This window comes from Oceanobacillus sp. FSL K6-0118, from assembly GCF_038006665.1.
GTDB classification, from domain to species: Bacteria; Bacillota; Bacilli; order Bacillales; family Amphibacillaceae; genus Oceanobacillus; species Oceanobacillus caeni.
This window is the reverse complement of record NZ_JBBOVR010000001.1, coordinates 2,621,558-2,642,683: the sequence shown is the minus strand read 5'-3', so window position 1 is coordinate 2,642,683 and position 21,126 is coordinate 2,621,558. Positions and strand designations below refer to the sequence as shown.

Here is a 21,126-nt window from a genome sequence, read left to right as displayed (position 1 = left end):
TCTGTTTTATAGGATGAACTTTTTTAAGAATTACTCCATACTTCCTTAAATAGTAATTAAAGACTACATTCATTAGGATATTGATGTTATTTTAATAAAGGAGTAGAATGGGGATTTATATAGATCAATAAGTGGGATGGGATGAAGATGGATAAATGAAGAGTTGGCTTTATAATCGTTTGTTTATTTTTTATACTTTTGTAATTTTACTTTCATTAATCAATCATTTTTGGGGGCAGACATGGTTAGATTATATGATTGGAATATTAGCAATTCCGATGTTAATCGTTTCGTATCCTGGAGCTTCAAAGTTATTTAAGATTCTTGGTACAGCTTTTATGTTTGCAGGCATTTTTTTCTTTTATTCTGCAAATCTATCAATATATGAAATTCCGTTATTGTTAACATCCAATATGACAATGCTAGGCTTTCTTCTCGTTTTACCATGGATTAATAGCGTTGTATACGTTGGAAAATATGATAAGCAAATTAATCAGCTAATGGTAAAAAAGGTTGAAAATCTTGGAAGTCTTTATGTTAAAGGAACCTTTACAAGTTACATTTTAATGATGTTTTTAAATTTGTCAGGTATTAATATTGCACAAGAAGTATTGAAGGAGAATTTGAATAAACTAAGTAAGAAGGTAAGGGATACATTCATTTCAAAAACAACAGTACGTGCATATGTCCTTGCGTTAATATGGAGTCCAATGGAAATCATTGTTGCAATTACCGTAGGAGCTACTGGTGTTAATTATCTAAAGATTCTACCATACTTATTATTAGTATCCTTCATCGCCCTAATAGTAGATGTGATAGTGGGAAAATGGCGTTTTAAAAATATTCCTTTTGAATCACCAAAGGAAACCATACCATTACCTTCAAAAGAAATTGTTAAAAAACTAATACAATTATTTGTTGCACTATTTTTGTTTTTAGCGTTCATTTTAATGGTAAGTAATTTGTTCAATCTGAATTTTATTATTGCTGTAACATTAGTTATTTTACCTTTTTCCGCTATTTGGGCACTCCTTATTAAACGATGGTACCATTTTAAAATTTTAGGTTATAAATTATGGAAGACACAAACCAATAAAATGCAAAATTTTGTAGTCTTATTTATTTCTTTAGCTTTCTTTTCAAATAGCTTAAATGCAACTCCTGCGTTAAAAGTAATCCAACAACCGTTTATGCATTATGCAAATAGCCCTTTTATCATTTTTGTTTTAATTTTAATCACCTATTTTTTAATGTCTTTAATTGGAGTGCATCCAATAGGAGTAATAGGGGTCTTAGTAGAGATATTAGCACCTTTATTCAATATCATAAATCCAACTAGTATTGCAATCGTACTTATCGTGTCAGCACTTGCAACTTCCAGTTCAAGTTCTTATGGAATAACAGTTACTCTAACTTCTATCAATACAAACCAAAATCCATATTTAATTACATTACGTAATCTTCCTTTTACATTTATATTTGGATTTATCGGTATTTTAATCGCAATGTTAATTCTATAGTTTGGAAAATCAAAAGCTCTCATTTGGATATACTAAATAACGGATGAGTTTGTATTTTTATTTAAAGGATGATTTGACATGAACATAAGAATGGAAATAATCTATAAAACATCTAAAGGTGTAGAAGTCAGATTTTCTTCAGATGAAATGAAAATGGAAAAGGCAATTTTAATTGCTGAAGATATGGAAAAAACTGGTCGGTTAAAAGAAGTTACTTTTATCGATGTACAGGATCGGACTTGGTCATTGAAAGAACTCAAAAAGTTTTTGGAGGGAATTCAAACCGAGCCTCATCATATATCTGTATATTTTGATGGTGGATTTGATGCAAAGTCAAAGAAATCGGGGCTTGGCTGTGTTATTTATTATGAACAAGATGGTAAACATTTTCGTAAAAGAAAGAATGCATTTGTTGAAGAAATAGAAACCAATAATGAGGCTGAATATGCCGCTTTATATTTAGGATTACAAGAATTGGAAGCACTAGGTGTACATCATTTGCCAGTCAAGTTTGTGGGGGATTCTCAAGTAGTCATCAACCAGTTAAGTGGTGAGTGGCCTTGTTACGAGGAAACTTTAACGAAATGGGCCGACAGAGTAGAGGACAAAATGAAGCAAATGGGAATACACCCTGAATATGAGGCCATTTCAAGGAAACAGAATCGTGAAGCGGATCACCTAGCATCGCAAGCGTTAGAAGGGTTGGAGATTGCTAGTAATATTCAATTATAACTAAGCGGAAAGTGCAGTTGAATTTTACTGCACTTTTTACTTTAGAGACAGAAAAGTATAAAGGTGTTACCTGTCTTATAAGGGGTTCACTCAGCTTAAAGTGAATGTCGAGTTTTCTAAAGTTAAATAAAATTTGTTTGCGACAAATTAACACAAAAGTTGTATAAATGAACAGATTGTATTACCATTTAAAGTGGAAAAAAATAATACATATAGGCTTTAGTTTAAATGAAAAGGAGAATATTATGAAGATAGGTATTGATAAAATAGGATTTTACACACCTCATATATATGTGGATATGAATAAATTAGCAGTTGCAAGAAATGTGGAACCTGAGAAGTTCACCATTGGGATTGGACAAGATAAAATGGCGGTTCCTCCAATCACGCAAGACTCTGTAACACTAGGTGCCAATGCTGCTTTAGAAATTATTGATCAGGCGGATAAAGAGGCCATTGATTTTGTTATTTTTGGTACGGAAACAGGTATCGACCATTCTAAATCTGGTGCTGTTTATATTCACCACTTGTTAGGATTAAAACCGAATGCACGTTGTGTAGAGGTTAAACACGCTTGTTATGGGGCAACTGCAGGTATTCAAATGGCGAAAGGGCACGTTGCGCTAAATCCTGAAAGTAAGGTATTAGTTATTGGCTCTGATATTGCTAGATATGGTTTAAATACCGGTGGAGAATCTACTCAAGGTGCGGGTGCTGTAGCCTTATTAATTAGTGCAAATCCAAGAATCATGACATTGGAAAATAATAGTGTTTCATTAACAGCTGATATCATGGATTTTTGGCGTCCGCTATATTCAGATAAAGCACTTGTTGATGGAAAGTTTTCAAATGAACAATATATTTCATTCTTCCAAAAAGTATGGGAGAAATATAAAGAAGAAACCGGAATGGATTTGGAAGACTTCGAAGCTATGTGTTACCATTTACCATATACCAAAATGGGACTAAAAGCGATGAGAACCGTTCTGGAAGATGCATCTGAAGAAGTTCAAGAACGATTAAAAGAACATTATAGAGTTAGTACATTATATAATCGAAACGTAGGTAATATTTATACAGGTTCCTTATATTTAAGCTTACTTTCATTGCTTGAACTTAATGATGATATCAAGGCAGGTTCAAGAATTGGTATGTTTAGCTATGGTTCAGGAGCAGTTGGGGAATTTTTCTCTGGAATACTAGAAGAAAATTATAAAGAACATTTATTAGTAAAAGAACATAAAGACTTATTTGAATCTCGTAAAGAAGTAACAGTAGAAGAATACGAGCAAATATTTGAAAAAACGTTGCCAACAGATGGTAGCAACATCGAATTAGATATAAATGAAGATTCCGCTACCATTTGCTTATCAGGTTTAACGGATGATATGCGTCAATATGTAAATAAAATGAGATAAATATGAAAAAACTCTGTTTTGATAATAAGAACAGAGTTTTTTTGATAGGAGGTACCATTAATGCTTATTCATAATAAAGATGTAAAAGGTGCAATAGATTCTGAAACGCGTTGTAAGCATTATCATGACGATAATGACCGTATCGCGATTAAATTTTATTGTTGTAACGAATATTTTCCTTGCATTGCTTGCCATCATGAACATGGTTGTGGAAAACAAAAAGTATGGCCTCGTGAAAAATTCGATATGAAGGCGGTGTTATGTGGTTCGTGTGGTACGGAATTAACGATAAAAGAGTATTTAGAAAGTAAGTCCATTTGTCCGATATGTTTGAATTCCTTTAATCCTGGATGTTCGATTCATTATCATTATTATTTTGCGATGTAACTATGTTTAGTAGAAACACACGAATAATTCATGCATAAAATATAGCAGTTATTATTTAAAAAAACGTTTATTAAGAAACCTAATCCTGGAGGAGTTAATATGGCGTTTTTCCCTGCTTCGGAATATCAAGAAAGATTAACAAAAGTAAGGAACCGTATGGCTGAAAGGGGTATCGACGTATTATTAGTGACAGATCCCGCTAACATGAATTATCTAAGTGGTTATGACGCATGGTCGTTCTACGTACATCAATTGCTAGTCATTTTTATAGAAGAGGATCAGCCGTACTGGATTGGAAGGAAAATGGATGCAAGCGCTGCTTCGCATACATCTTGGCTAGATCAAAATCATATTATTCCTTATGGGGATGATTATGTTCAATCAGATTTAAAGCATCCAATGGATTTTGTAAGCGAATTCATTATGTTGAAAAATCGTGGAAATAAAAAGATTGCAGCTGAATTTGATGCGTATTATTTTACGGCAAAAAATTTCTTAAAATTAAGCGAAAACCTACCAAATGCAACATTAGTAGACGGAACAAACTTAATAAATTGGGTTCGGATCATTAAATCAGAAAACGAACTAAAATGTATAAAGAAGGCAGCAAAAATTTCAGAAATTGCAATGCAGGCAGCGTTTGATTCTATTGAAATTGGGGGAAAACAATCTGATGCTGTAGCTGCCATATCCCATGCCCAAATAAGTGGAACAGATGAATTTGGTGGAGACTATCCGGCAATTATTCCACTTTTACCAACAGGTGATAAAACTTCAGCTTGTCATTTAACATGGACGGATGAACCATTTAAACAGGGAGATCCCGTGATAATAGAGCTTTCTGGTTGTTATCAACGCTATCATTCTCCTCTTGCGCGTACAATCATACTCGGAATCCCTGATGATAGGTCGAAACATATTGCTGAAGTTGTAGTGGAAGGAATTAATACGACGTTAGATTGTATACGCCCTGGTATGACATGTGGGGAAGTAGAATTGGTATGGCGTAAGGTCATCGAAAAACATGGAATTATAAAGGATTCAAGATTAGGCTACTCGATGGGGCTAAATTATCCACCTGATTGGGGAGAACATACCGCAAGCCTAAGGGAAGGGGATCGTACCATTTTACAGCCAAATATGACATTCCATATGATTCCTGGTATATGGCTTGATGATTTTGGTATTGAAATCAGCGAATCTTTTCGAGTAACAGAAAAGGGATGTGAAGTTTTAGCGGACTTTCCTAGGGAACTTTTAGTTAAGCCTAATATCCGGCTTGCTTGATTTAGAGTTACCCGTTGCATATGGATAAAGCATCTCTCAAAGCTAAAGAGAATGCTTAGGTTAATTTTCTATGCCAAAAAAGGGAACAATTCCAACATTAATTGAAATCGTTCCCTTTAAACGTTAATTAATTATTTATTCAAGTTTTCCCATACCGTTCCATTAATTAAATTGGGCGGCTTTCTTCCGTTTAATCCTGCTTCTAAATTTTTTGCTGCTAACTCCGACATTTTTAATTCTGTTTCATACGTTGATGAACCTATATGAGGCAAAGTAACTACATTTTTTAATTTTAGTAGTTCATTATCTTGCTGAATTGGCTCCTGTTCATATACATCGAGTCCAGCTGCTAAAATCTCATTATTTTTTAAAGCGTCAATTAAATCTTGTTCAATAATAGTCCCACCGCGAGAGGCATTGATAAAAATGGCAGTATCTTTCATTAATTGGAATTCTCTTTTTCCAATAAGTCCTTTCGTTTCATTCGTTAAAGGGGTTATCAAACAAATAAAATCAGCTTCTTGTAGCAATTCATCTAATTTCATAAAAGTAGCGTGATAGTTATTTTCTGCTTCAGGTTTACGTGTGCGGCTATGGTATAAAATATCCATATTAAAACCATTGTGAGCACGTTTTGCTATTGCATTTCCAATCCGCCCCATTCCGATAATGCCCAATTTTTTATGATGAACATCTACTCCATAATGTTGTTCTGTTAATGATTCCGTCCACTGACCGGATTTAACGAAATGGTCTAATTCAGAAATCCTTCTTGCGGTTGCTAAAATTAAACCAAAGGCCATATCAGCTACTGTATCGGTTAAAATTTCTGGTGTATTGGTAGCCATAATATTTCGTTTTGTTAGTTCATTGATATCTAAATTATTGTAACCGACTGACACGTTACTAACGATTTTTAAATTAGGAGCTTTCTGAAGTAACTTTTGGTTTACAGGTAAGCCTAAACCAATTATTCCCTCCGCCTCTGACAGAGCATCCAAAAATTTAGGGTCTGTATTTGGATCAATGTTTTTAAAAAATTGTACATCATGGTTAGCTTTTAGAGCCTCTAACACAGGCTTTTCCACTCTTTCGTATGCTAAAATTTTCAAATTATATCCCCCTCAGTTGCACTTATGCAGGAAGAAAGTTTTATACTCCTAACCTGCTAAAAATAGATTGCATACGTTCAAAATAAAGGTAACGATATCATTAGTCAAGATATACTTTCTTCCTGTATTTAGTCAAGCATCTGACTCATACGTTAGTAATGAAAGGATAATGAAAATATGTGGATATAGGAGGAAAGTGTATGGATAAAACAGTACGAGAACGGGCAGTAAGACTCCCACCCCAAGATCCTGGGGAGACAAAGAAGGTAGGTTTAATTAGAGGAGATGGAAAATAAATGTTAGAGCCTTTATTCGAAAAACTTTACCTATTTTGACTTATCATTTGTGTTAAGTACTAAGTTGGAAATATAATAGGAGATAGACTTTAAATAGAAGGAATTTTAAGATTAGGAGGTTTTACCTCATGTCAAAAATGTTATGGAATGGCTCGATTATCGATCGTGATTCTCTAATCGATATTGAAGATCGAGGGTATCAATTTGGCGATGGGATATATGAAGTGATTGGTGTATATGATGGGAATTTTTTCATGTTAGAAGAACACCTAGAAAGATTGGAAAGAAGTGCAAAAGAAATAAAATTAACACTTCCACTTCATTCAAACGATTTGATAAAGAAACTTAAACAGCTTATAGAAGTCAATCAGCTAAAGGAAGGAATCGTATATTTACAAGTTACTCGAGGAACTGCAGAAAGAGGGCATCATTTTCCTTCTAACAATACAACACCTAACCTTGTAGCTTATACGAAATTGGAGGAAACGATGAAAAAAGAAGAAGATAACGGAGGGATCGCTGTCTTAACCGAAGATATCCGTTGGTTACGTTGTGATATTAAAACATTAAATCTTCTTCCAAATGTATTGGCTAAACAAAAAGCAGTTGAACATCAAGCAGTGGAGGCTATTTTTTATCGAGGAGATATTATCACAGAGGCTAGTTCTTCAAATGTGTTTATCGTGAAAGATGGGGAAGTTTATACTCATCCGGCAAACCACTATATTTTGAATGGGATTACAAGGAGAAAGGTCATTTCCATTTGTAAAGATTTACAAATTAAAGTGAATGAGGAGACATTTACAGTTCAAGATTTATTCTCCGCTGATGAAGTATTTGTCACAGCCACAAAACTAGACGTAGTTCCAATCCTTAAAGTAGATGATAAAATTATTGGTACAGGATCTCCAGGGAAGGTTGCAACAGAAATCATTCGTGCTTTTCGTAATACGATTGAAGAAATGATTGAAACGAGCAACAAATAGCTAAGGGGGTCATGATCCTGCCAAATTTAGATTCACGGGAAAATACGGTGGCGGAAATTGATTTAGCTGCTTTTCGTTATAATGTGAAACAGATTCAATCGTTATTAAATAGGCATTGTATTTTATTAGCTGTAATTAAAACAAATGCGTATGGCCATGGAATTAAAGAAATTGCGCATGAGGCAGTAAAAGCCGGTGTAGAGCGATTAGGAGTGACTACTGTTGAAGAAGGTATTTTGTTAAGGGAAAGTGGCATCACGATTCCTATTCATCTATTAAGCCCGATTAATCAATATGATGCTTTAAATGTCGTTACTCACGAATTAATAGCTTCTGTTAGCTCAAAGAATGTTACAAAGGCGATTCATGATGCCGCAATGAAGCAAGAAAAAATAGCTACTGTACATTTAAAATTAGATACTGGTTTACACCGGTTTGGTATTGAACCAAAAAAGGCTTTAGATTTTTGTGCAGCTAGTTATTTTTTATCAAATTTGTATTGGGAAGGTATTTATACACATTTTTCAAATGCCGATGAGGGTGACTGGGTTACAACAGAAACACAAAATCGCTTATTTGAAAAAACGGTAGAGTTATTAGAAGGAGAAGGATATCTTTTTCCTTTAAAACATGTAGGAGCTTCTACGATAGCAATTGAGCGTGTCGATATGTGTTGGAAAATGGTGCGCCCGGGTATTGCCCTATTCGGTTATCAACCAGATGAGCGTCAAAAGAAATTAATAGATTTGAAACCGGTTTTAACTCTTAAAACCAAAATTGTCCAATTGCATCATTTACCTTCTCATACCAAAATAGGTTATGGTGGTACTTATGTAACGAAGCAAGATGAGAAAATAGCTATCATACCTGTTGGTCATGGGGATGGTTATAAACGAGGGCTATCAAACAAGGGGTATGTTCTTGTAAGAGGAAGATTTGCTAAAATTGTGGGAACCATCTCCCTTGATCAAACATTTATTAATGTCACAAATGTACCTAATGTTCAAGAAGACGATGAAGTCATTTTGATCGGTACACAAGGAAAACATACAATTTCAGCAAGGGACATTGCAAAATGGACTCATAGTAATATAGACGAAGTATTGGCAAGTATCATGCAGCGTATAAAAAGAAAATACATTTAGAGGTTGTATTCAGGGAAAGGGAGAAGTAAGATGAAGCATTTCAATATTGCACTTATTCCTGGAGACGGAATTGGACCAGAAGTAGTAGCGGAAGGGATTAAAGTCTTAAAAGCAATTGAAGAAGCAGATAAGACAATTTCCTTCACGTTCAAAGAGTTTCCGTGGGGATGTGAATATTATTTAAAGAACGGAAAAATGATGGATGACGATGCCCTTGATATATTAAAAGACTATGATGCTATTTATCTAGGAGCTGTAGGTTACCCCGGAGTTCCTGACCATATTTCGTTAAGAGATTTATTAATTAAAATCAGAAAAGGCTTTGATCAGTATGTTAATTTACGACCTGTTGAACTTTTGCACCCGGACTTAACACCACTTAAAAACAAAACGGAAAAAGATATTGATATGCTCGTTATTAGGGAAAATAGCGAAGGGGAATATTCCGGTGCAGGTGACTGGCTTTTTAAAGATAAACCAGAAGAAGTTGTACTTCAAACAGGAGTCTTCTCAAGAAAAGGTACAGAGCGTATTATCCGTTATGCATACGAAGAAGCACGCAAATCGAACCGTACGTTAACAAGTATTAGTAAAGGAAATGCTTTAAATTATTCCATGGTATTCTGGGATCAGGTTTTTGAGGAAGTTGGAAAAGAATATCCAGATGTAAAAACATATTCTTATTTAGTGGACGCAGCTAGTTTATACTTTGTTTCACAACCAGAAAGATTTGAAGTGGTGGTAACTTCTAATTTATTTGGTGATATTGTAACGGATATTGGGGCTGCTATTACAGGTGGAATGGGGCTGGCAACAGGAGCGAATATTAATCCAGAAAGAAAATATCCTTCTATGTTTGAACCGGTACATGGTTCAGCACCAGATATTGCTGGGAAAGGTATTGCTAATCCAATTGCTGCTATTTGGTCTGTTAGTCAAATGTTAGATTTCTTTGGACTTGAGGAATGGGCCGAAGCAGTTCTTAACACAATTAAACAAATCTTAAAAGAAAATACATATCTAACACCAGATTTAGGTGGTTCCGTTTCAACGGACGAGTTAGGTAGTCATTTTGTTGAATTACTTATAAAAAATAGGGGGTAAGATAAAGCTCAGGGGAACCTCTCTGAGCTTTATTTTACTTCAATATCATATTTCTTTAATTTTTTATAAAGGGTAACGCGTGATATACCGAGTCTTTTTGCTGTAGCTGATTTATTTCCGTTCATTTGATTTAGCATTTGTTCAATTAACTGTTTTTCTTTTGGGTACGTACTGCTAGTAAAGGCATTAGATGATAATGGGGTAAAATGCCCATGCTGCAATAGTTGGTCCATATCTGTTTTGTGAATGATAGACTGATCTGACAGAATGATCATTCGTTGTGCAACATTTCTAAGTTCACGAACATTTCCTGGCCAGTGGTATTCGTTCATTACTTGTACTGCATCTTCTGCTAGGATTGGAATAGTAGATTGATATTCTGAAGCAAATTGTTGGAGAAACTGTTGACATAATTCTATGATATCATCGGTTCTTTCCCTTAATGGGGGCATTTTTATTTGGATAACATTCAAGCGATAATATAAGTCAGGGCGGAATTGTTGATTGTTCATTAAATTTTCTAGATTTTGATTGGTGGCCGCGATAAATCTTACATTTATTTTTCTTCCTTTTGTTTCACCAATTCTGTAAAGTTCGCTTTCTTGTAAGACTCGGAGTAGTTTTACTTGCATTTCAAATGGAAGTTCTCCTACTTCATCTAAAAATAATGTTCCACCTTCTGCCATTTCAATTTTTCCCGCTTTCCCTTTCTTGTCTGCACCAGTAAAAGCACCTCCTACATAGCCAAATAACTCACTTTCAAAAAGTGCACTAGGAATGGCTCCGCAATTAACAGGTATAAATGGACCATTCTTTCTACTACTGGCCTCATGGATGGCGCGTGCGCAAACTTCCTTACCAGTCCCACTTTCTCCAAGAATTAATGTAGTGGCATCCGTATTTGCCGCTTTTTTTGCTATTTGAATAGTTTCGCTTAAGGCTGCACTATTTCCAATTAATTTAGAAAAAGGTGATGTTTCATCTAAATGAAGCATCTTTTGTTTTAATTCATTTAATTCCTCAGATTTCGTGTGAAGGTTATCATTTAATCTAACAATAGAGGTAATGTCTCTTTCCAAAGAGACGGCTCCTATTAATTCTCCTCCTTCATTAAATACAGGTGAAGCATTAATTACAACGTGTTTATCATTTCGTGGACGATGGTAAGTATTTTTAACAGGTATTCTAGAATGAAGAACTTTTAAAACCATTAAATCTTCATTATGAAAAAAATTTGTAATCCTCTTGTTTAAGATTTCTGACTTTTGTATATTGTACGTTTGTACAGCAGCATCATTCCAGAAGAGAACTTCTTTATGTTGGTTAATGACAGTAATCGCATCATCCTCAGCTGATAAAATTGCCTCTAAATAAAAATGATCCATGTGATCCCTCTCTTTCAAAGAATGCCATTATTGTTAATATATTGTAAGTTCTGTTTACATATGTGTAAATAAAATTTACACTCTCCTATATATTCTTTGACGTTCGAATTAGACGCATCTTGTTTACGGGAAGGGTTACATTATTTTTCATCCCACCTAAACGGGCAGTAAGACTTCCACCTCAAACTTCAGGGGAGATCAACTGCCCGTAAAGGTTCGATAAGATTGATTAACCATCAGTAAGGATGAAGGAATTCCCTCACAAATGGAAGTTTTCTTTATAGATAAAAATAATTGGCACAGTTTTTGCATGTAATAAATGAGAGAGAAATATAAAAAGAATAAGGGAGGCTTTAATATGGTATTATCTTTTAAACATGAGCCATTTACTGATTTTAAGAATGAGACTAACCAAGAAGAATTTAAATTGGCATTGAAAAAAGTAGAAGGAGAACTTGGCAAAGATTATCCTCTCATTATTAATGGGGAAAAAATTTATACTGAAGATCAATTGGTATCTGTAAATCCCGCTAATAAGAAACAAGTTATAGGAAGGGTTGCTAAAGCTACGAAAGTACATGTGGATCAGGCATATGAAGCTACTTTAGAAGCATTTAATAGTTGGAGAAAAATATCCTTTCAAGCACGTGCGGATATCCTTTTTAAAGCAGCTGCCATCGTACGTCGTCGTAAGCATGAATTTTCTGCATGGTTAGTTTATGAAGCAGGAAAACCTTGGGATCAGGCTGATGGGGATACTGCAGAAGGTATTGACTTTTTAGAGTATTATGGAAGACAAATTTTAGAACTATCACAAGGTAAGGCGTTAAATAGTAGGGAAAATGAGCATAATTCCTATTTCTATAAACCTATGGGACCTGGTGTAGTTATTCCACCGTGGAATTTTGCGTTTGCAATTGTTTGCGGAACTACAGTTGCCCCAATTGTTGCAGGCAATCCAGTATTATTAAAACCATCTGAATATACTCCTGTAATTGCCTATAAGATGGTAGAAGTGTTAGAAGAGGCAGGACTTCCGAAAGGGGTATTAAATTTCATTCCGGGGGACCCAGTAGAATTAGGGGATTATTTAGTAGATCATAAGGAAACGAGATTTATTAACTTTACAGGTTCACGCCAGACTGGTACTAGAATCTATGAACGTGCTGCAAAAGTGCAAGAGGGGCAACAACATTTAAAACGTGTTATTGCTGAGATGGGTGGAAAGGATACTATTATCGTCGACAATAGCGCAGATTTAAATTTGGCAGCAGACGCAATTGTTCACTCAGCATTTGGCTTTTCGGGTCAGAAGTGTTCCGCCTGTTCAAGAGCGGTTGTGCACAAAGATGTTTACGATGAGGTGCTTGAGAAAGTAATCGCAAAAACAGAAGGGTTAACCATCGGTAACCCAACAGAGAATAACTTCTATATGGGGGCCGTTGCAAATAAAAAGCAGTTCGAAAAAATTAGGACTTATATTGAAATTGGCAAGAAAGAAGGTAAGTTGATATTTGGTGGTCAGTCGGATGATTCAATAGGATATTTTGTTAAACCAACGATTTTTAAAGATGTAGAACCAGATGCAAGAATAATGCAAGAAGAAATTTTCGGGCCGGTTGTGGCTTTTACTAAGGGTGAGGATTTTGACGATTTAATAGATATTGCAAATAATACGGATTATGGATTAACCGGAGCGGTAATTTCCAATAATCGTGAACATTTAGAACGAGCCAGATACGATTTTCACGTAGGTAATTTGTACTTTAATCGGGGATGTACAGCAGCAATTGTAGGTTATCAGCCGTTTGGTGGGTTTAAAATGTCAGGTACAGATTCTAAAGCAGGGGGCCCCGATTACTTGTTACATTTCCTAGAAGCGAAGGTAGTTTCGGAAACTTATTAAAAGTGTGGGTTCAAAAAGGCGGATGAAAAGGACCGAGGTCGGCTAAAAGCGCAACGTCCAATTGCAAAGCTGCCCCTACACAGGGGAGATGTGAGTTAGCCGTAAAGTCTGTTTTTAGTCGGCCTTCCTAATTCCTCTATTTAAAAAAGCTTTTCGTATTCATCCAAAACCAAAAAAGGAAGATGCGGAGTGGTAAATCTTTCAAGAGATTTCTTTATCGCTTTATCAAATAATAAGTTTTTAAATAAAAATGCGAAACGTTGGGGATTTCGATTAGGAGCGAATAAATTTGTTCCCGGTACAGAAATCGATGAAGTTATAGGAGTAATCAAGAAACTAAATCAAGCGGGCATAAGCTGTACTCTCGACCATTTAGGAGAGTTTGTCTTTTTAAAAGAAGAAGCAATAAAAGCAAAGAAACAAATTCTATATACGTTAGACAGAATTTACGTTGAACAACTTGATTGTCATATATCCGTTAAATTAACGCAACTTGGATTAGATATTAATTCAGCGTTTTGTGTAGAAAATATGCTTGAAATTCTAAATAAGGCAAACCAATATAATATATTCATTAATATTGATATGGAAGATTATTCTCACTATGAACCTACCCTAGAAATTTTAAAGGAATTACGGAAACACTATGAAAATGTAGGGACAGTCATCCAATCTTATTTATATCGTTCAAAAGGAGATCTTGAAAAATTAAAAGATGTTCGAATTCGAATTGTTAAAGGTGCTTACAAAGAAAATAATGAAGTCGCATACCAAACAAAGGATGAAATTGATAGAGAATTTATTTCACTTGCAAAGGAAAGATTGTTGGGTCATTCCTTTACTTCTATAGCTACTCATGACCATCATATTATTCAGGAATTAATCCATTTTATAAATGAAAACGGTGTCAGTCAAGATAGATTTGAATTTCAAATGTTGTATGGGTTTCGAACGGAATTACAATATAAACTAACAAAAGAAGGTTATAATTTCTGTACGTATATCCCGTTCGGAACAGATTGGTTTGGTTATTTTATGCGTCGTTTAGCGGAGCGCCCTCAAAATATAAATTTAATTGTAAAAGATAAGTTGTACACGAAAGACAATCGATTAAAAAAACAGCCTATTGTTACAAGTGCTATTATAGTATTATCGTTTATTTTTTGGAGGAAAAAATCGAAAAGATAGGAGAAAGGAAAAAGATTCCTATCTCCTAAGACATAAATAATGATTATATCACTTGTTTTCGTGTTTCATCTATGGAAAAATGAAAGAATGTGTGAAGATCAACTGCTTGTATGGCTTTGATAAGCGCGACTAACCATCAGTGGGGGAAGAAGGCCCCCCACCGATGGAAGTCTTCTTTATTTCATGTTATGTTGGCAAATAAAATTATTCATAAAGGGGAGAAAAAATGACGGATATTACGTATCAATTAATAGCAATTATTATTTATTTAGCTGGAATGGTTTCTATCGGATGGTATGCATATAGGCGTACGAAGGACTTTAGCGATTATATGTTAGGTGGGCGTGATCTTGGTCCAGCAGTTTCAGCTCTAAGTGCCGGAGCGGCTGACATGTCCCAGTGGTTATTGATGGGATTACCCGGTGCTATTTATGTTGCAGGTTTAGTAGAAGGTTGGATAGCAATTGGTCTAACAATTGGAGCATGGCTTAATTGGTATTTAGTTGCACCGCGCTTACGTGTTTATACTCAAGTGTCAAACAACTCCATTACCATACCAAGTTTTCTTGATAACCGTTTTAAAGGAAATTCCAAATTATTAAGGATCGTTTCAGGTATCGTTATTTTAGTATTCTTTACGTTTTATGTATCATCAGGAATGGTTGCAGGTGGCGTGTTTTTTGAAAGTTCCTTTGGTTACAGCTATCATACTGGGTTAATTATTGTTGCACTTGTTGTTATAGCTTATACTTTCTTAGGTGGGTTTCTTGCAGTTAGTTACACTGACTTTATCCAAGGAACAATTATGTTTTTTGCACTCATCATCGTTCCAATCGGCGGGTTATTTTTAAACGGGGGAATTGGTGAAACATTAGACTCCATTCGTTCGGTAGATATCAATTTACTTAGCTTTTTTGCAACTGCATCGGTTGCTGGCGTTATTTCATCTTTAGCATGGGGACTCGGATATTTTGGTCAACCACATATCATTGTTAGATTTATGGCGATTAAAGATGTGAAGGAAACAAAATCGGCAAGAAGAATTGGCATTGGTTGGATGATTCTATCTTTAGTTGGTGCTGCTGCAACAGCACTAATAGGTGTTGCATATTTCCAACAGAACCCAAATGTTACGTTAGATAATCCAGAAGCTGTTTTTATCGTGATGGGCCAAATTATTTTCCATCCATTTATTGCAGGGATTATGTTAGCTGCGGTACTTGCCGCAATTATGAGTACTGTATCTTCACAATTACTCGTGACCTCCTCAGCTTTAGTAGAAGATATCTTTAAAACTTTAGTTAAAAAGGAAGTTTCCGATAAAACATATGTAAATTTGGGCCGTTTAGGAGTTTTAGCTGTTTCCATCATTGCTGGTATATTTGCTTGGCAACAAAATGATACCATATTAGGTCTTGTTTCCTTTGCCTGGGCTGGGTTTGGGGCGTCATTTGGCCCGATTATCTTACTTTCATTATATTGGAAGAAGATTACTGGAACGGGTGCCTTAGCAGGAATGATTGTTGGTGCAGTAACAGCATTTATCTGGGGATCTACGGCACTCTCAGGTTATTTATATGAGATTGTACCTGGATTTATTTTAAATTTAATTGTAGCTTACATCGTAAGTATCCTAACATTTAAACCAAATAAGGAAATTGAAGATGAATTCGACAAAACGTTGGAGATTCTAAATAAGAATTAATTAAAACAATAAAAAATTGGGGTACTGAAAAGGTATCCCCATTTTTTATTTTCTTTCAAAAGGTAAGTTAACTATTTTCTTCAGAAATTGAGTTTTTAACAATGATAGTTGAATAGGATATATGAAGTGAAAAGATTGTATAAGGAAGTATTATGCAGGGTGAAATACAGGGGGAGATAGAAAGGTTTAATTTTCCGTCTCAGTTAATTGTTTTTTCACTTGGTCTAATGCTAATTGAAGGATCTTTTCTTGCGTTACATGAGAGTTCGTAATCACATTCGTATGATATAGTTGTCCTTCATAGTCAACAGTTACATTAACTTGAATCATTCACATCACCCTTTCTTTAAGATAAGTAATTATAACATATCTCTATTTTTATGTCAATATTCAGAAATTTTAAGTTTACCTTTTTTTCCCCTATAAGAACATGTTTTCGTCATATTGAGATTCTTTAGGGAAAACTTTTTGCAGTTTCAATGAAGAAGCAAGTTTTTTCCAATACAAATAAACATACTACGCAGTATGTCTATTCTGACTATTCAATTAATTGGTCTAAAGTTGAAATGTTAGTTGTCGTGAATCTTTTGGCTTTTCTATGTATTTAAAATGTCGAATCCCATAAGCATCTTTTTTCAGTATGGCTTCCATTCCCGCCGAAAAACGATATAGAAACATCTTAATTTGATCCTTTGCCTTTATGCCCTTTGCCCGTTCAATCACACTATGAAAAAATCCATTTTGCTTTTCTATTTTCAGTGTCATAAACGTAACCATGATGGACAAGAGTAAAAACATTCTCTTCAGTCTGGGCAAGGTACGAACTCGAATATTCTCTAATTCAAATTCTTGCTTTTGCACGCGAAACATTTCTTCGATACGCCATCTAGTAATATAGGCTTTTAAAACAGAAATTACCTCTGCTTTTTTCTGGATTCGCTTATTTGTAAGCAGCACCATCGGCTCTTTGCCATATCCATACACAACAATCATCGTGAACTTTTTTCCCTTAAGCGAGGGGATTTCTACAGTAAGATGAGAGACTTTCAAATCATAGACGGTTCCCTTTATTTCAGAACGAAAATTGATTTTCCCTTTTCTTCTGATTGCCAAATCATGTACGGAGAACTTTTTATTCTGATACAATAAATTTCGATTTTTCTTCAACCGAATGATAAAGTTATTCTCCTGCTTGAGGATTTTTTTCATGACTTCTATATTGTCATACCCACGGTCCATGACGAAGGTTGCTTTCTTCTCGCCTAAAAGCTGATCTACGTAATCCAAGCCCTTGTATGTTTCATCATTCTCGCTGATAAATCCCTTTTCAGCAGATGAGTATAAATGAGAATAAACTGAAATCGGATGCTTTGTCCTCGGAGCCACGGCAATCATATTGGTTGTCCAGTATCCATTGCCAATTTTCCCTGTCGAACCATCTCTCACTTGCCCAAGAGCTTCCATTTTACAGGCGGTGGGTTTCACAATCTCAGAGTTATCTACCAGAATCAGATTATCTTCTTCTTGCAGGAAAGGTTTTATTAGTTCTTCATAGTTCTCCAACAGCTCGGTTGTTTCATGAAACTCATCCATACGATTGGAAAGTCGCTTGACGGTTTGTATCGTATCGATGGGCTCTTCTAGAGTGCGTGCAATGTTGGAAAGCAAAACAGATTTGCTTTTTGCCATGCCAAATAAAATATCTAGGATAAAGTTTTTATTGGGTTTTTGCATTCCTTCTGTCAATTTTGAAGAAAAATCATAAATGGAACGTTTAGTAGTGTAAATTGCCTGGCTAAATGTGTTATAATTGGTCATAGAAAAAGACTCCTTTTTATGCTGTATATTTTGTTTTGTCCAAATAAAATTTTAGCATATTTAGGTAGGCTTTTTCTTTTTAATTTCCAATAAATTACGTACATTTTGATTAAAAAAGACTAAAATAGGCATCGAAAAGTCCATTTATTAGGTTGAACTTTTCAATGCCTGTTTTTTGTTGGAAGTCAATCTTTATTTTTAGGTAAACTTAAATCAGAAATTTAGACGTATAACGAATTGAAAGAGTTAAAAAGAAAGGAGGAAGGTTAAATGTACGCGCGATTTACCCCACCTCAACGGGCAATAAAACTCCTCCCCCAAGACTCTGGGGAACAAAGAAGGTAGGTGGGAGATCAGCCGGCTGTAATGGTCCGATAAGTGCGACTAACTATCAGTGGGGGATGAAGGAAACCCCCATTGATGAAGGTCTTCTTTATTTTCCGAATAATTTCCCCATAAAGGACTTTTTATTCGTTGTTTCCTCGGTCGTAGCCGCAATTAGTTTTTGGGTTTCTAATTTTTCGGTAATAGTTCTCATTAAATCTTTATCTCGTTCATTTAACCACTCATTTATGATGTTTTGTTGTTGATCAAGTCTTTCCATTAAAGAAATAATCATTTCATTTTGTTTTTCTATTAATTTTTTCATTTCAAGGATTTCTGTTGAAATTACATTTTCTTCTTTAATAAGTTTGGGGGTTTTTGGAAGGGCTGTAATATTTACAATTTCTTTCTCTTTCCATTTTCCCATAACAATATTGGTGGCTTGTTCTACAGTTACATGAGGATTCTCTCTTAAATCCTTTAGATGCCGTATTTTCTCTATATCTTTGTCTACAAACAATCGGGCGTTATTCTTGGTTTTAAGGAATTCATATCCAGCCTTCTCTAAATGTTGTGCATATTTTCTAACTGTCGTCACGCCCATACCCAACATAGTCGCTAATTCAGCTGTAGAATAAGTCTTCTCTTTACATTCTACATTTTCATGCATAGAATCACCCCATAATAAATAATTCAACATGAAATGAATTAATCCTTTTAGAAGTGGGGGTGTATTGTGTGACAAATTTTGATAAAATCTTTATTTTTTCATTAAATATGATTTGATTTTGTAACTTAATGGCGGTTAATTATTCTCAATTAAGGATATTTTAATACATCCGGGATTATACCTCGGTGTATTTTTCTTAATAATTCTTGAATCCCAACTTTTGTAATTCTCTCATTAACCTTGCAACTGGTAAACCAACGATCGAAAAATAGTCACCATTTACCTTCTTGACTAAATAAGCACCTAGCCCCTGAATTCCGTAAGCACCTGCTTTATCCATTGGTTCACCTGTTTTAACATAATTCCATATTTCATTTTCTGTTAATGGCCAAAATTCAATGAGGGTTCTCTCATAAAAAGAAACAATTTGCTTGCCTTTTATAATCGTAACCCCTGTTAATACATCATGCTGTCTCCCAGATAATTGATGAAGCATTTGAAAAGCATTTTCTTCCGTCTTAGGTTTTCCAAGTACTTGATTATCTAAAAGCACCATTGTATCTGCACCGATTACATACGCCTCTGGATGACTTTTGGCAATAGAAGAGGCTTTCTGATAAGAAAGTGATTGAACTAAATCTTCGGCTGACAATGTTCGATCTATCGTTTCATCTACATTACTTACTACGACATCAAATGAAAGATTCATATTTTGTAGTAATTCTTTTCTTCTCGGAGACCCGGAAGCTAATATTAAACGTTGTTCCATTTTATCTTCCTTTCTTATTATCATCTTATCCTCATTTTCATTCTATACTAAAAGAGATTGTTCCAAAATAGTGAAGATTTAGTTAGTTATTGCAGAATATTCTAAATTAAATTAAGATATGTGTAGAGAGGGGATGAATGGATTGGAAAAATTGAAGGTCGGTAGAGCAAACTTAACTTGGTTAAACGGCGGTGTAACATTCTTAGATGGTGGTGCTATGTTTGGTGTAGTTCCTAAGGCATTGTGGAGTAGATTATATCCATATAATGATAAAAATCAAATCGAATTAAGAGCCGATCCCTTACTATTACAACTAGATGGAAAAAATATCTTAATTGAAACGGGATTAGGGAATGACAAATTTACAGAAAAGCAAATCCGAAACTTCGGTGTTTTAGAACAATCATCTGTCGAAAAGTCTTTGAAAGAATTAAATTTAAATGTGGATGATATTGATATCATTTTAATGACTCATTTGCATTATGATCATGCTTCAGGATTAACGAGAAAAATGGATGAAGATGAATACGAATCTATTTTTAAAAATGCAACGATTTACACATCTGCAATAGAATGGAATGAAATGAGAAATCCGAATATTAGATCTGTCAATACATATTGGGAAAGCAATTGGCAGCCTGTTGAAGAACAAGTAGAAACATTTGCAGATGAACTGGAAATTTTAGAAGGCTTACGGATGATCCATACAGGCGGTCATAGTGATGGACATGCTATTATAGTTTTTGAAGAAGGAGAAGAATCCTTTATTCACCTGGCCGATATAATGCCTACACACGCCCATCAAAATAAACTTTGGGCAATGGCTTACGATGATTACCCTGTAACATCCGTTCATGAAAAGGAAAACTGGATGGAGTATGGTTACAACAGAGGATCATGGTATACCTTTTACCATGATGCATATTATCGTGCAATTAAATTTAATCAAGAAGGTAAGAAAGTAGATGAAGTGAAGCGAGAGCGTTATGAATATTGATAATGAATAAGAAATTGGCAATTATATTGCCAATTTCTTATTCAGTTTTGTTAGCTGATATGATTCCACCTGTTTCAACATCCACGTAGAATTCGTATTGTATATTTTCTCCGTTAATATTTCTTGTTATACCACCACGGTAAGCTTGATACGGGAGACCATTCTTTTCAACAGATTCAGGTTTCATATAAATCCAAGAGCCATTAATTGGACCTGACTTCTTAAAAAGTTCTTTTGCGTTTTTTAATGCCGTTTCAGGACTTACTTTTTGACGTACTTGTACTTGTTGATTTGTAATATATCCGAAAGTAAAACCAATTGCTGCAGCTAAAAGAATATTTCTCTTTTTCATTACTAAACCTCCTAGTCTGTTCATT

General features: G+C 34.8%; 19 protein-coding genes. 12 read left to right on the top strand and 7 right to left on the bottom strand.

All coding sequences use genetic code 11. The features are described from left to right. Positions 1-155: 155 nt before the first annotated feature. The 5 genes from MHI02_RS13530 (at position 156) to MHI02_RS13510 (ending at position 5,344) form a co-directional block, all read left to right on the top strand. Complete coding sequence (locus tag MHI02_RS13530; RefSeq protein ID WP_341165976.1) at positions 156-1,520, top strand: hypothetical protein; 1,365 nt, start codon at positions 156-158, stop codon at positions 1,518-1,520. 78 nt (positions 1,521-1,598) lie between these two features. Then, entirely contained in the window at positions 1,599-2,252 is a 654-nt protein-coding gene (locus tag MHI02_RS13525) for a ribonuclease H family protein (protein ID WP_060669324.1), read from the top strand. 245 nt (positions 2,253-2,497) lie between these two features. Next, positions 2,498-3,670 carry a hydroxymethylglutaryl-CoA synthase gene (locus tag MHI02_RS13520; RefSeq protein WP_060669323.1) on the top strand — a complete coding sequence of 391 codons (1,173 nt, stop codon included), beginning with the start codon at positions 2,498-2,500 and terminating at the stop codon, positions 3,668-3,670. Positions 3,671-3,730: 60 nt separating this feature from the next. Continuing rightward, positions 3,731-4,057, top strand: coding sequence for a CHY zinc finger protein (locus MHI02_RS13515; RefSeq protein WP_341165975.1), 327 nt, complete (start codon positions 3,731-3,733; stop codon positions 4,055-4,057). A 99-nt stretch (positions 4,058-4,156) separates the two neighbouring features. Then, positions 4,157-5,344 (top strand): M24 family metallopeptidase, encoded by a 1,188-nt coding sequence (locus MHI02_RS13510; RefSeq protein WP_060669321.1) that lies wholly within the window; start codon positions 4,157-4,159, stop codon positions 5,342-5,344. A gap of 131 nt (positions 5,345-5,475) precedes the next feature. Here MHI02_RS13510 and MHI02_RS13505 read toward each other — a convergent pair whose 3' ends face one another. Continuing rightward, positions 5,476-6,456 (bottom strand): 2-hydroxyacid dehydrogenase, encoded by a 981-nt coding sequence (locus MHI02_RS13505; RefSeq protein WP_047184228.1) that lies wholly within the window; start codon positions 6,454-6,456, stop codon positions 5,476-5,478. Between the two features lie 424 nt (positions 6,457-6,880). On the opposite strand from MHI02_RS13505, the gene dat reads away from it, so the two are divergent. The 3 genes from dat to MHI02_RS13490 are packed head-to-tail and all read left to right on the top strand — an operon-like array spanning position 6,881 to position 9,987. After that, entirely contained in the window at positions 6,881-7,738 is an 858-nt protein-coding gene (gene dat / locus MHI02_RS13500; protein ID WP_047184229.1) for a D-amino-acid transaminase, read from the top strand. A gap of 11 nt (positions 7,739-7,749) precedes the next feature. Next, complete coding sequence (alr, locus tag MHI02_RS13495) at positions 7,750-8,883, top strand: alanine racemase (RefSeq protein ID WP_341165974.1); 1,134 nt, start codon at positions 7,750-7,752, stop codon at positions 8,881-8,883. 30 nt (positions 8,884-8,913) lie between these two features. Further along, a complete protein-coding gene (locus MHI02_RS13490; RefSeq protein WP_060669208.1) occupies positions 8,914-9,987 on the top strand; it encodes a tartrate dehydrogenase in 1,074 nt (357 codons plus the stop codon). A gap of 29 nt (positions 9,988-10,016) precedes the next feature. Here the strand turns inward: MHI02_RS13490 and MHI02_RS13485 are convergent, their stop codons facing one another. After that, entirely contained in the window at positions 10,017-11,372 is a 1,356-nt protein-coding gene (locus tag MHI02_RS13485; protein WP_047184232.1) for a sigma-54 interaction domain-containing protein, read from the bottom strand. A gap of 358 nt (positions 11,373-11,730) precedes the next feature. On the opposite strand from MHI02_RS13485, the gene pruA reads away from it, so the two are divergent. The 3 genes from pruA to putP all read left to right on the top strand — a co-directional run bounded on the left by pruA (position 11,731) and on the right by putP (position 16,171). Continuing rightward, positions 11,731-13,278 (top strand): L-glutamate gamma-semialdehyde dehydrogenase, encoded by a 1,548-nt coding sequence (pruA, locus tag MHI02_RS13480; protein ID WP_060669207.1) that lies wholly within the window; start codon positions 11,731-11,733, stop codon positions 13,276-13,278. Between the two features lie 189 nt (positions 13,279-13,467). Next, positions 13,468-14,466, top strand: coding sequence for a proline dehydrogenase family protein (locus tag MHI02_RS13475; protein ID WP_047184234.1), 999 nt, complete (start codon positions 13,468-13,470; stop codon positions 14,464-14,466). Between the two features lie 226 nt (positions 14,467-14,692). Continuing rightward, positions 14,693-16,171: a sodium/proline symporter PutP gene (gene putP / locus MHI02_RS13470; RefSeq protein WP_047184235.1), complete on the top strand. Its 1,479-nt coding sequence runs from the start codon at positions 14,693-14,695 to the stop codon at positions 16,169-16,171. 186 nt (positions 16,172-16,357) lie between these two features. Here the strand turns inward: putP and MHI02_RS13465 are convergent, their stop codons facing one another. From MHI02_RS13465 to MHI02_RS13450, 4 genes are all read right to left on the bottom strand, one after another. Next, positions 16,358-16,501: a BA3454 family stress response protein gene (locus tag MHI02_RS13465; protein ID WP_114335155.1), complete on the bottom strand. Its 144-nt coding sequence runs from the start codon at positions 16,499-16,501 to the stop codon at positions 16,358-16,360. 225 nt (positions 16,502-16,726) lie between these two features. Further along, a complete protein-coding gene (locus MHI02_RS13460; RefSeq protein ID WP_052771644.1) occupies positions 16,727-17,989 on the bottom strand; it encodes a transposase in 1,263 nt (420 codons plus the stop codon). A gap of 433 nt (positions 17,990-18,422) precedes the next feature. Further along, positions 18,423-18,983 (bottom strand): DUF3967 domain-containing protein, encoded by a 561-nt coding sequence (locus MHI02_RS13455; RefSeq protein ID WP_047186794.1) that lies wholly within the window; start codon positions 18,981-18,983, stop codon positions 18,423-18,425. 196 nt (positions 18,984-19,179) lie between these two features. Beyond that, complete coding sequence (locus MHI02_RS13450) at positions 19,180-19,776, bottom strand: Maf family protein (RefSeq protein ID WP_225344044.1); 597 nt, start codon at positions 19,774-19,776, stop codon at positions 19,180-19,182. Between the two features lie 118 nt (positions 19,777-19,894). Here MHI02_RS13450 and MHI02_RS13445 point away from each other — a divergent pair, with 118 nt between their 5' ends. Continuing rightward, a complete protein-coding gene (locus MHI02_RS13445) occupies positions 19,895-20,749 on the top strand; it encodes a YtnP family quorum-quenching lactonase (RefSeq protein ID WP_047186793.1) in 855 nt (284 codons plus the stop codon). 37 nt (positions 20,750-20,786) lie between these two features. Here the strand turns inward: MHI02_RS13445 and MHI02_RS13440 are convergent, their stop codons facing one another. Then, on the bottom strand, positions 20,787-21,101 hold the full coding sequence (locus tag MHI02_RS13440; RefSeq protein WP_047186792.1) for a PepSY domain-containing protein: 315 nt from the start codon (positions 21,099-21,101) through the stop codon (positions 20,787-20,789). Positions 21,102-21,126: the final 25 nt, after the last annotated feature.

What these genes read in the sequence shown, in the direction of transcription:
- MHI02_RS13530 (WP_341165976.1), top strand. Translation starts at nt 156, where the DNA reads ATGAAGAGTTGGCTTTATAATCGTTTGTTTATTTTTTATACTTTTGTA.
- MHI02_RS13525 (WP_060669324.1), top strand. Translation starts at nt 1,599, where the DNA reads ATGAACATAAGAATGGAAATAATCTATAAAACATCTAAAGGTGTAGAA.
- MHI02_RS13520 (WP_060669323.1), top strand. Translation starts at nt 2,498, where the DNA reads ATGAAGATAGGTATTGATAAAATAGGATTTTACACACCTCATATATAT.
- MHI02_RS13515 (WP_341165975.1), top strand. Translation starts at nt 3,731, where the DNA reads ATGCTTATTCATAATAAAGATGTAAAAGGTGCAATAGATTCTGAAACG.
- MHI02_RS13510 (WP_060669321.1), top strand. Translation starts at nt 4,157, where the DNA reads ATGGCGTTTTTCCCTGCTTCGGAATATCAAGAAAGATTAACAAAAGTA.
- dat (WP_047184229.1), top strand. Translation starts at nt 6,881, where the DNA reads ATGTCAAAAATGTTATGGAATGGCTCGATTATCGATCGTGATTCTCTA.
- alr (WP_341165974.1), top strand. Translation starts at nt 7,750, where the DNA reads ATGATCCTGCCAAATTTAGATTCACGGGAAAATACGGTGGCGGAAATT.
- MHI02_RS13490 (WP_060669208.1), top strand. Translation starts at nt 8,914, where the DNA reads ATGAAGCATTTCAATATTGCACTTATTCCTGGAGACGGAATTGGACCA.
- MHI02_RS13485 (WP_047184232.1), bottom strand. Translation starts at nt 11,372, where the DNA reads ATGGATCATTTTTATTTAGAGGCAATTTTATCAGCTGAGGATGATGCG.
- pruA (WP_060669207.1), top strand. Translation starts at nt 11,731, where the DNA reads ATGGTATTATCTTTTAAACATGAGCCATTTACTGATTTTAAGAATGAG.
- putP (WP_047184235.1), top strand. Translation starts at nt 14,693, where the DNA reads ATGACGGATATTACGTATCAATTAATAGCAATTATTATTTATTTAGCT.
- MHI02_RS13465 (WP_114335155.1), bottom strand. Translation starts at nt 16,501, where the DNA reads ATGATTCAAGTTAATGTAACTGTTGACTATGAAGGACAACTATATCAT.
- MHI02_RS13460 (WP_052771644.1), bottom strand. Translation starts at nt 17,989, where the DNA reads ATGACCAATTATAACACATTTAGCCAGGCAATTTACACTACTAAACGT.
- MHI02_RS13455 (WP_047186794.1), bottom strand. Translation starts at nt 18,983, where the DNA reads ATGCATGAAAATGTAGAATGTAAAGAGAAGACTTATTCTACAGCTGAA.
- MHI02_RS13450 (WP_225344044.1), bottom strand. Translation starts at nt 19,776, where the DNA reads ATGATAATAAGAAAGGAAGATAAAATGGAACAACGTTTAATATTAGCT.
- MHI02_RS13440 (WP_047186792.1), bottom strand. Translation starts at nt 21,101, where the DNA reads ATGAAAAAGAGAAATATTCTTTTAGCTGCAGCAATTGGTTTTACTTTC.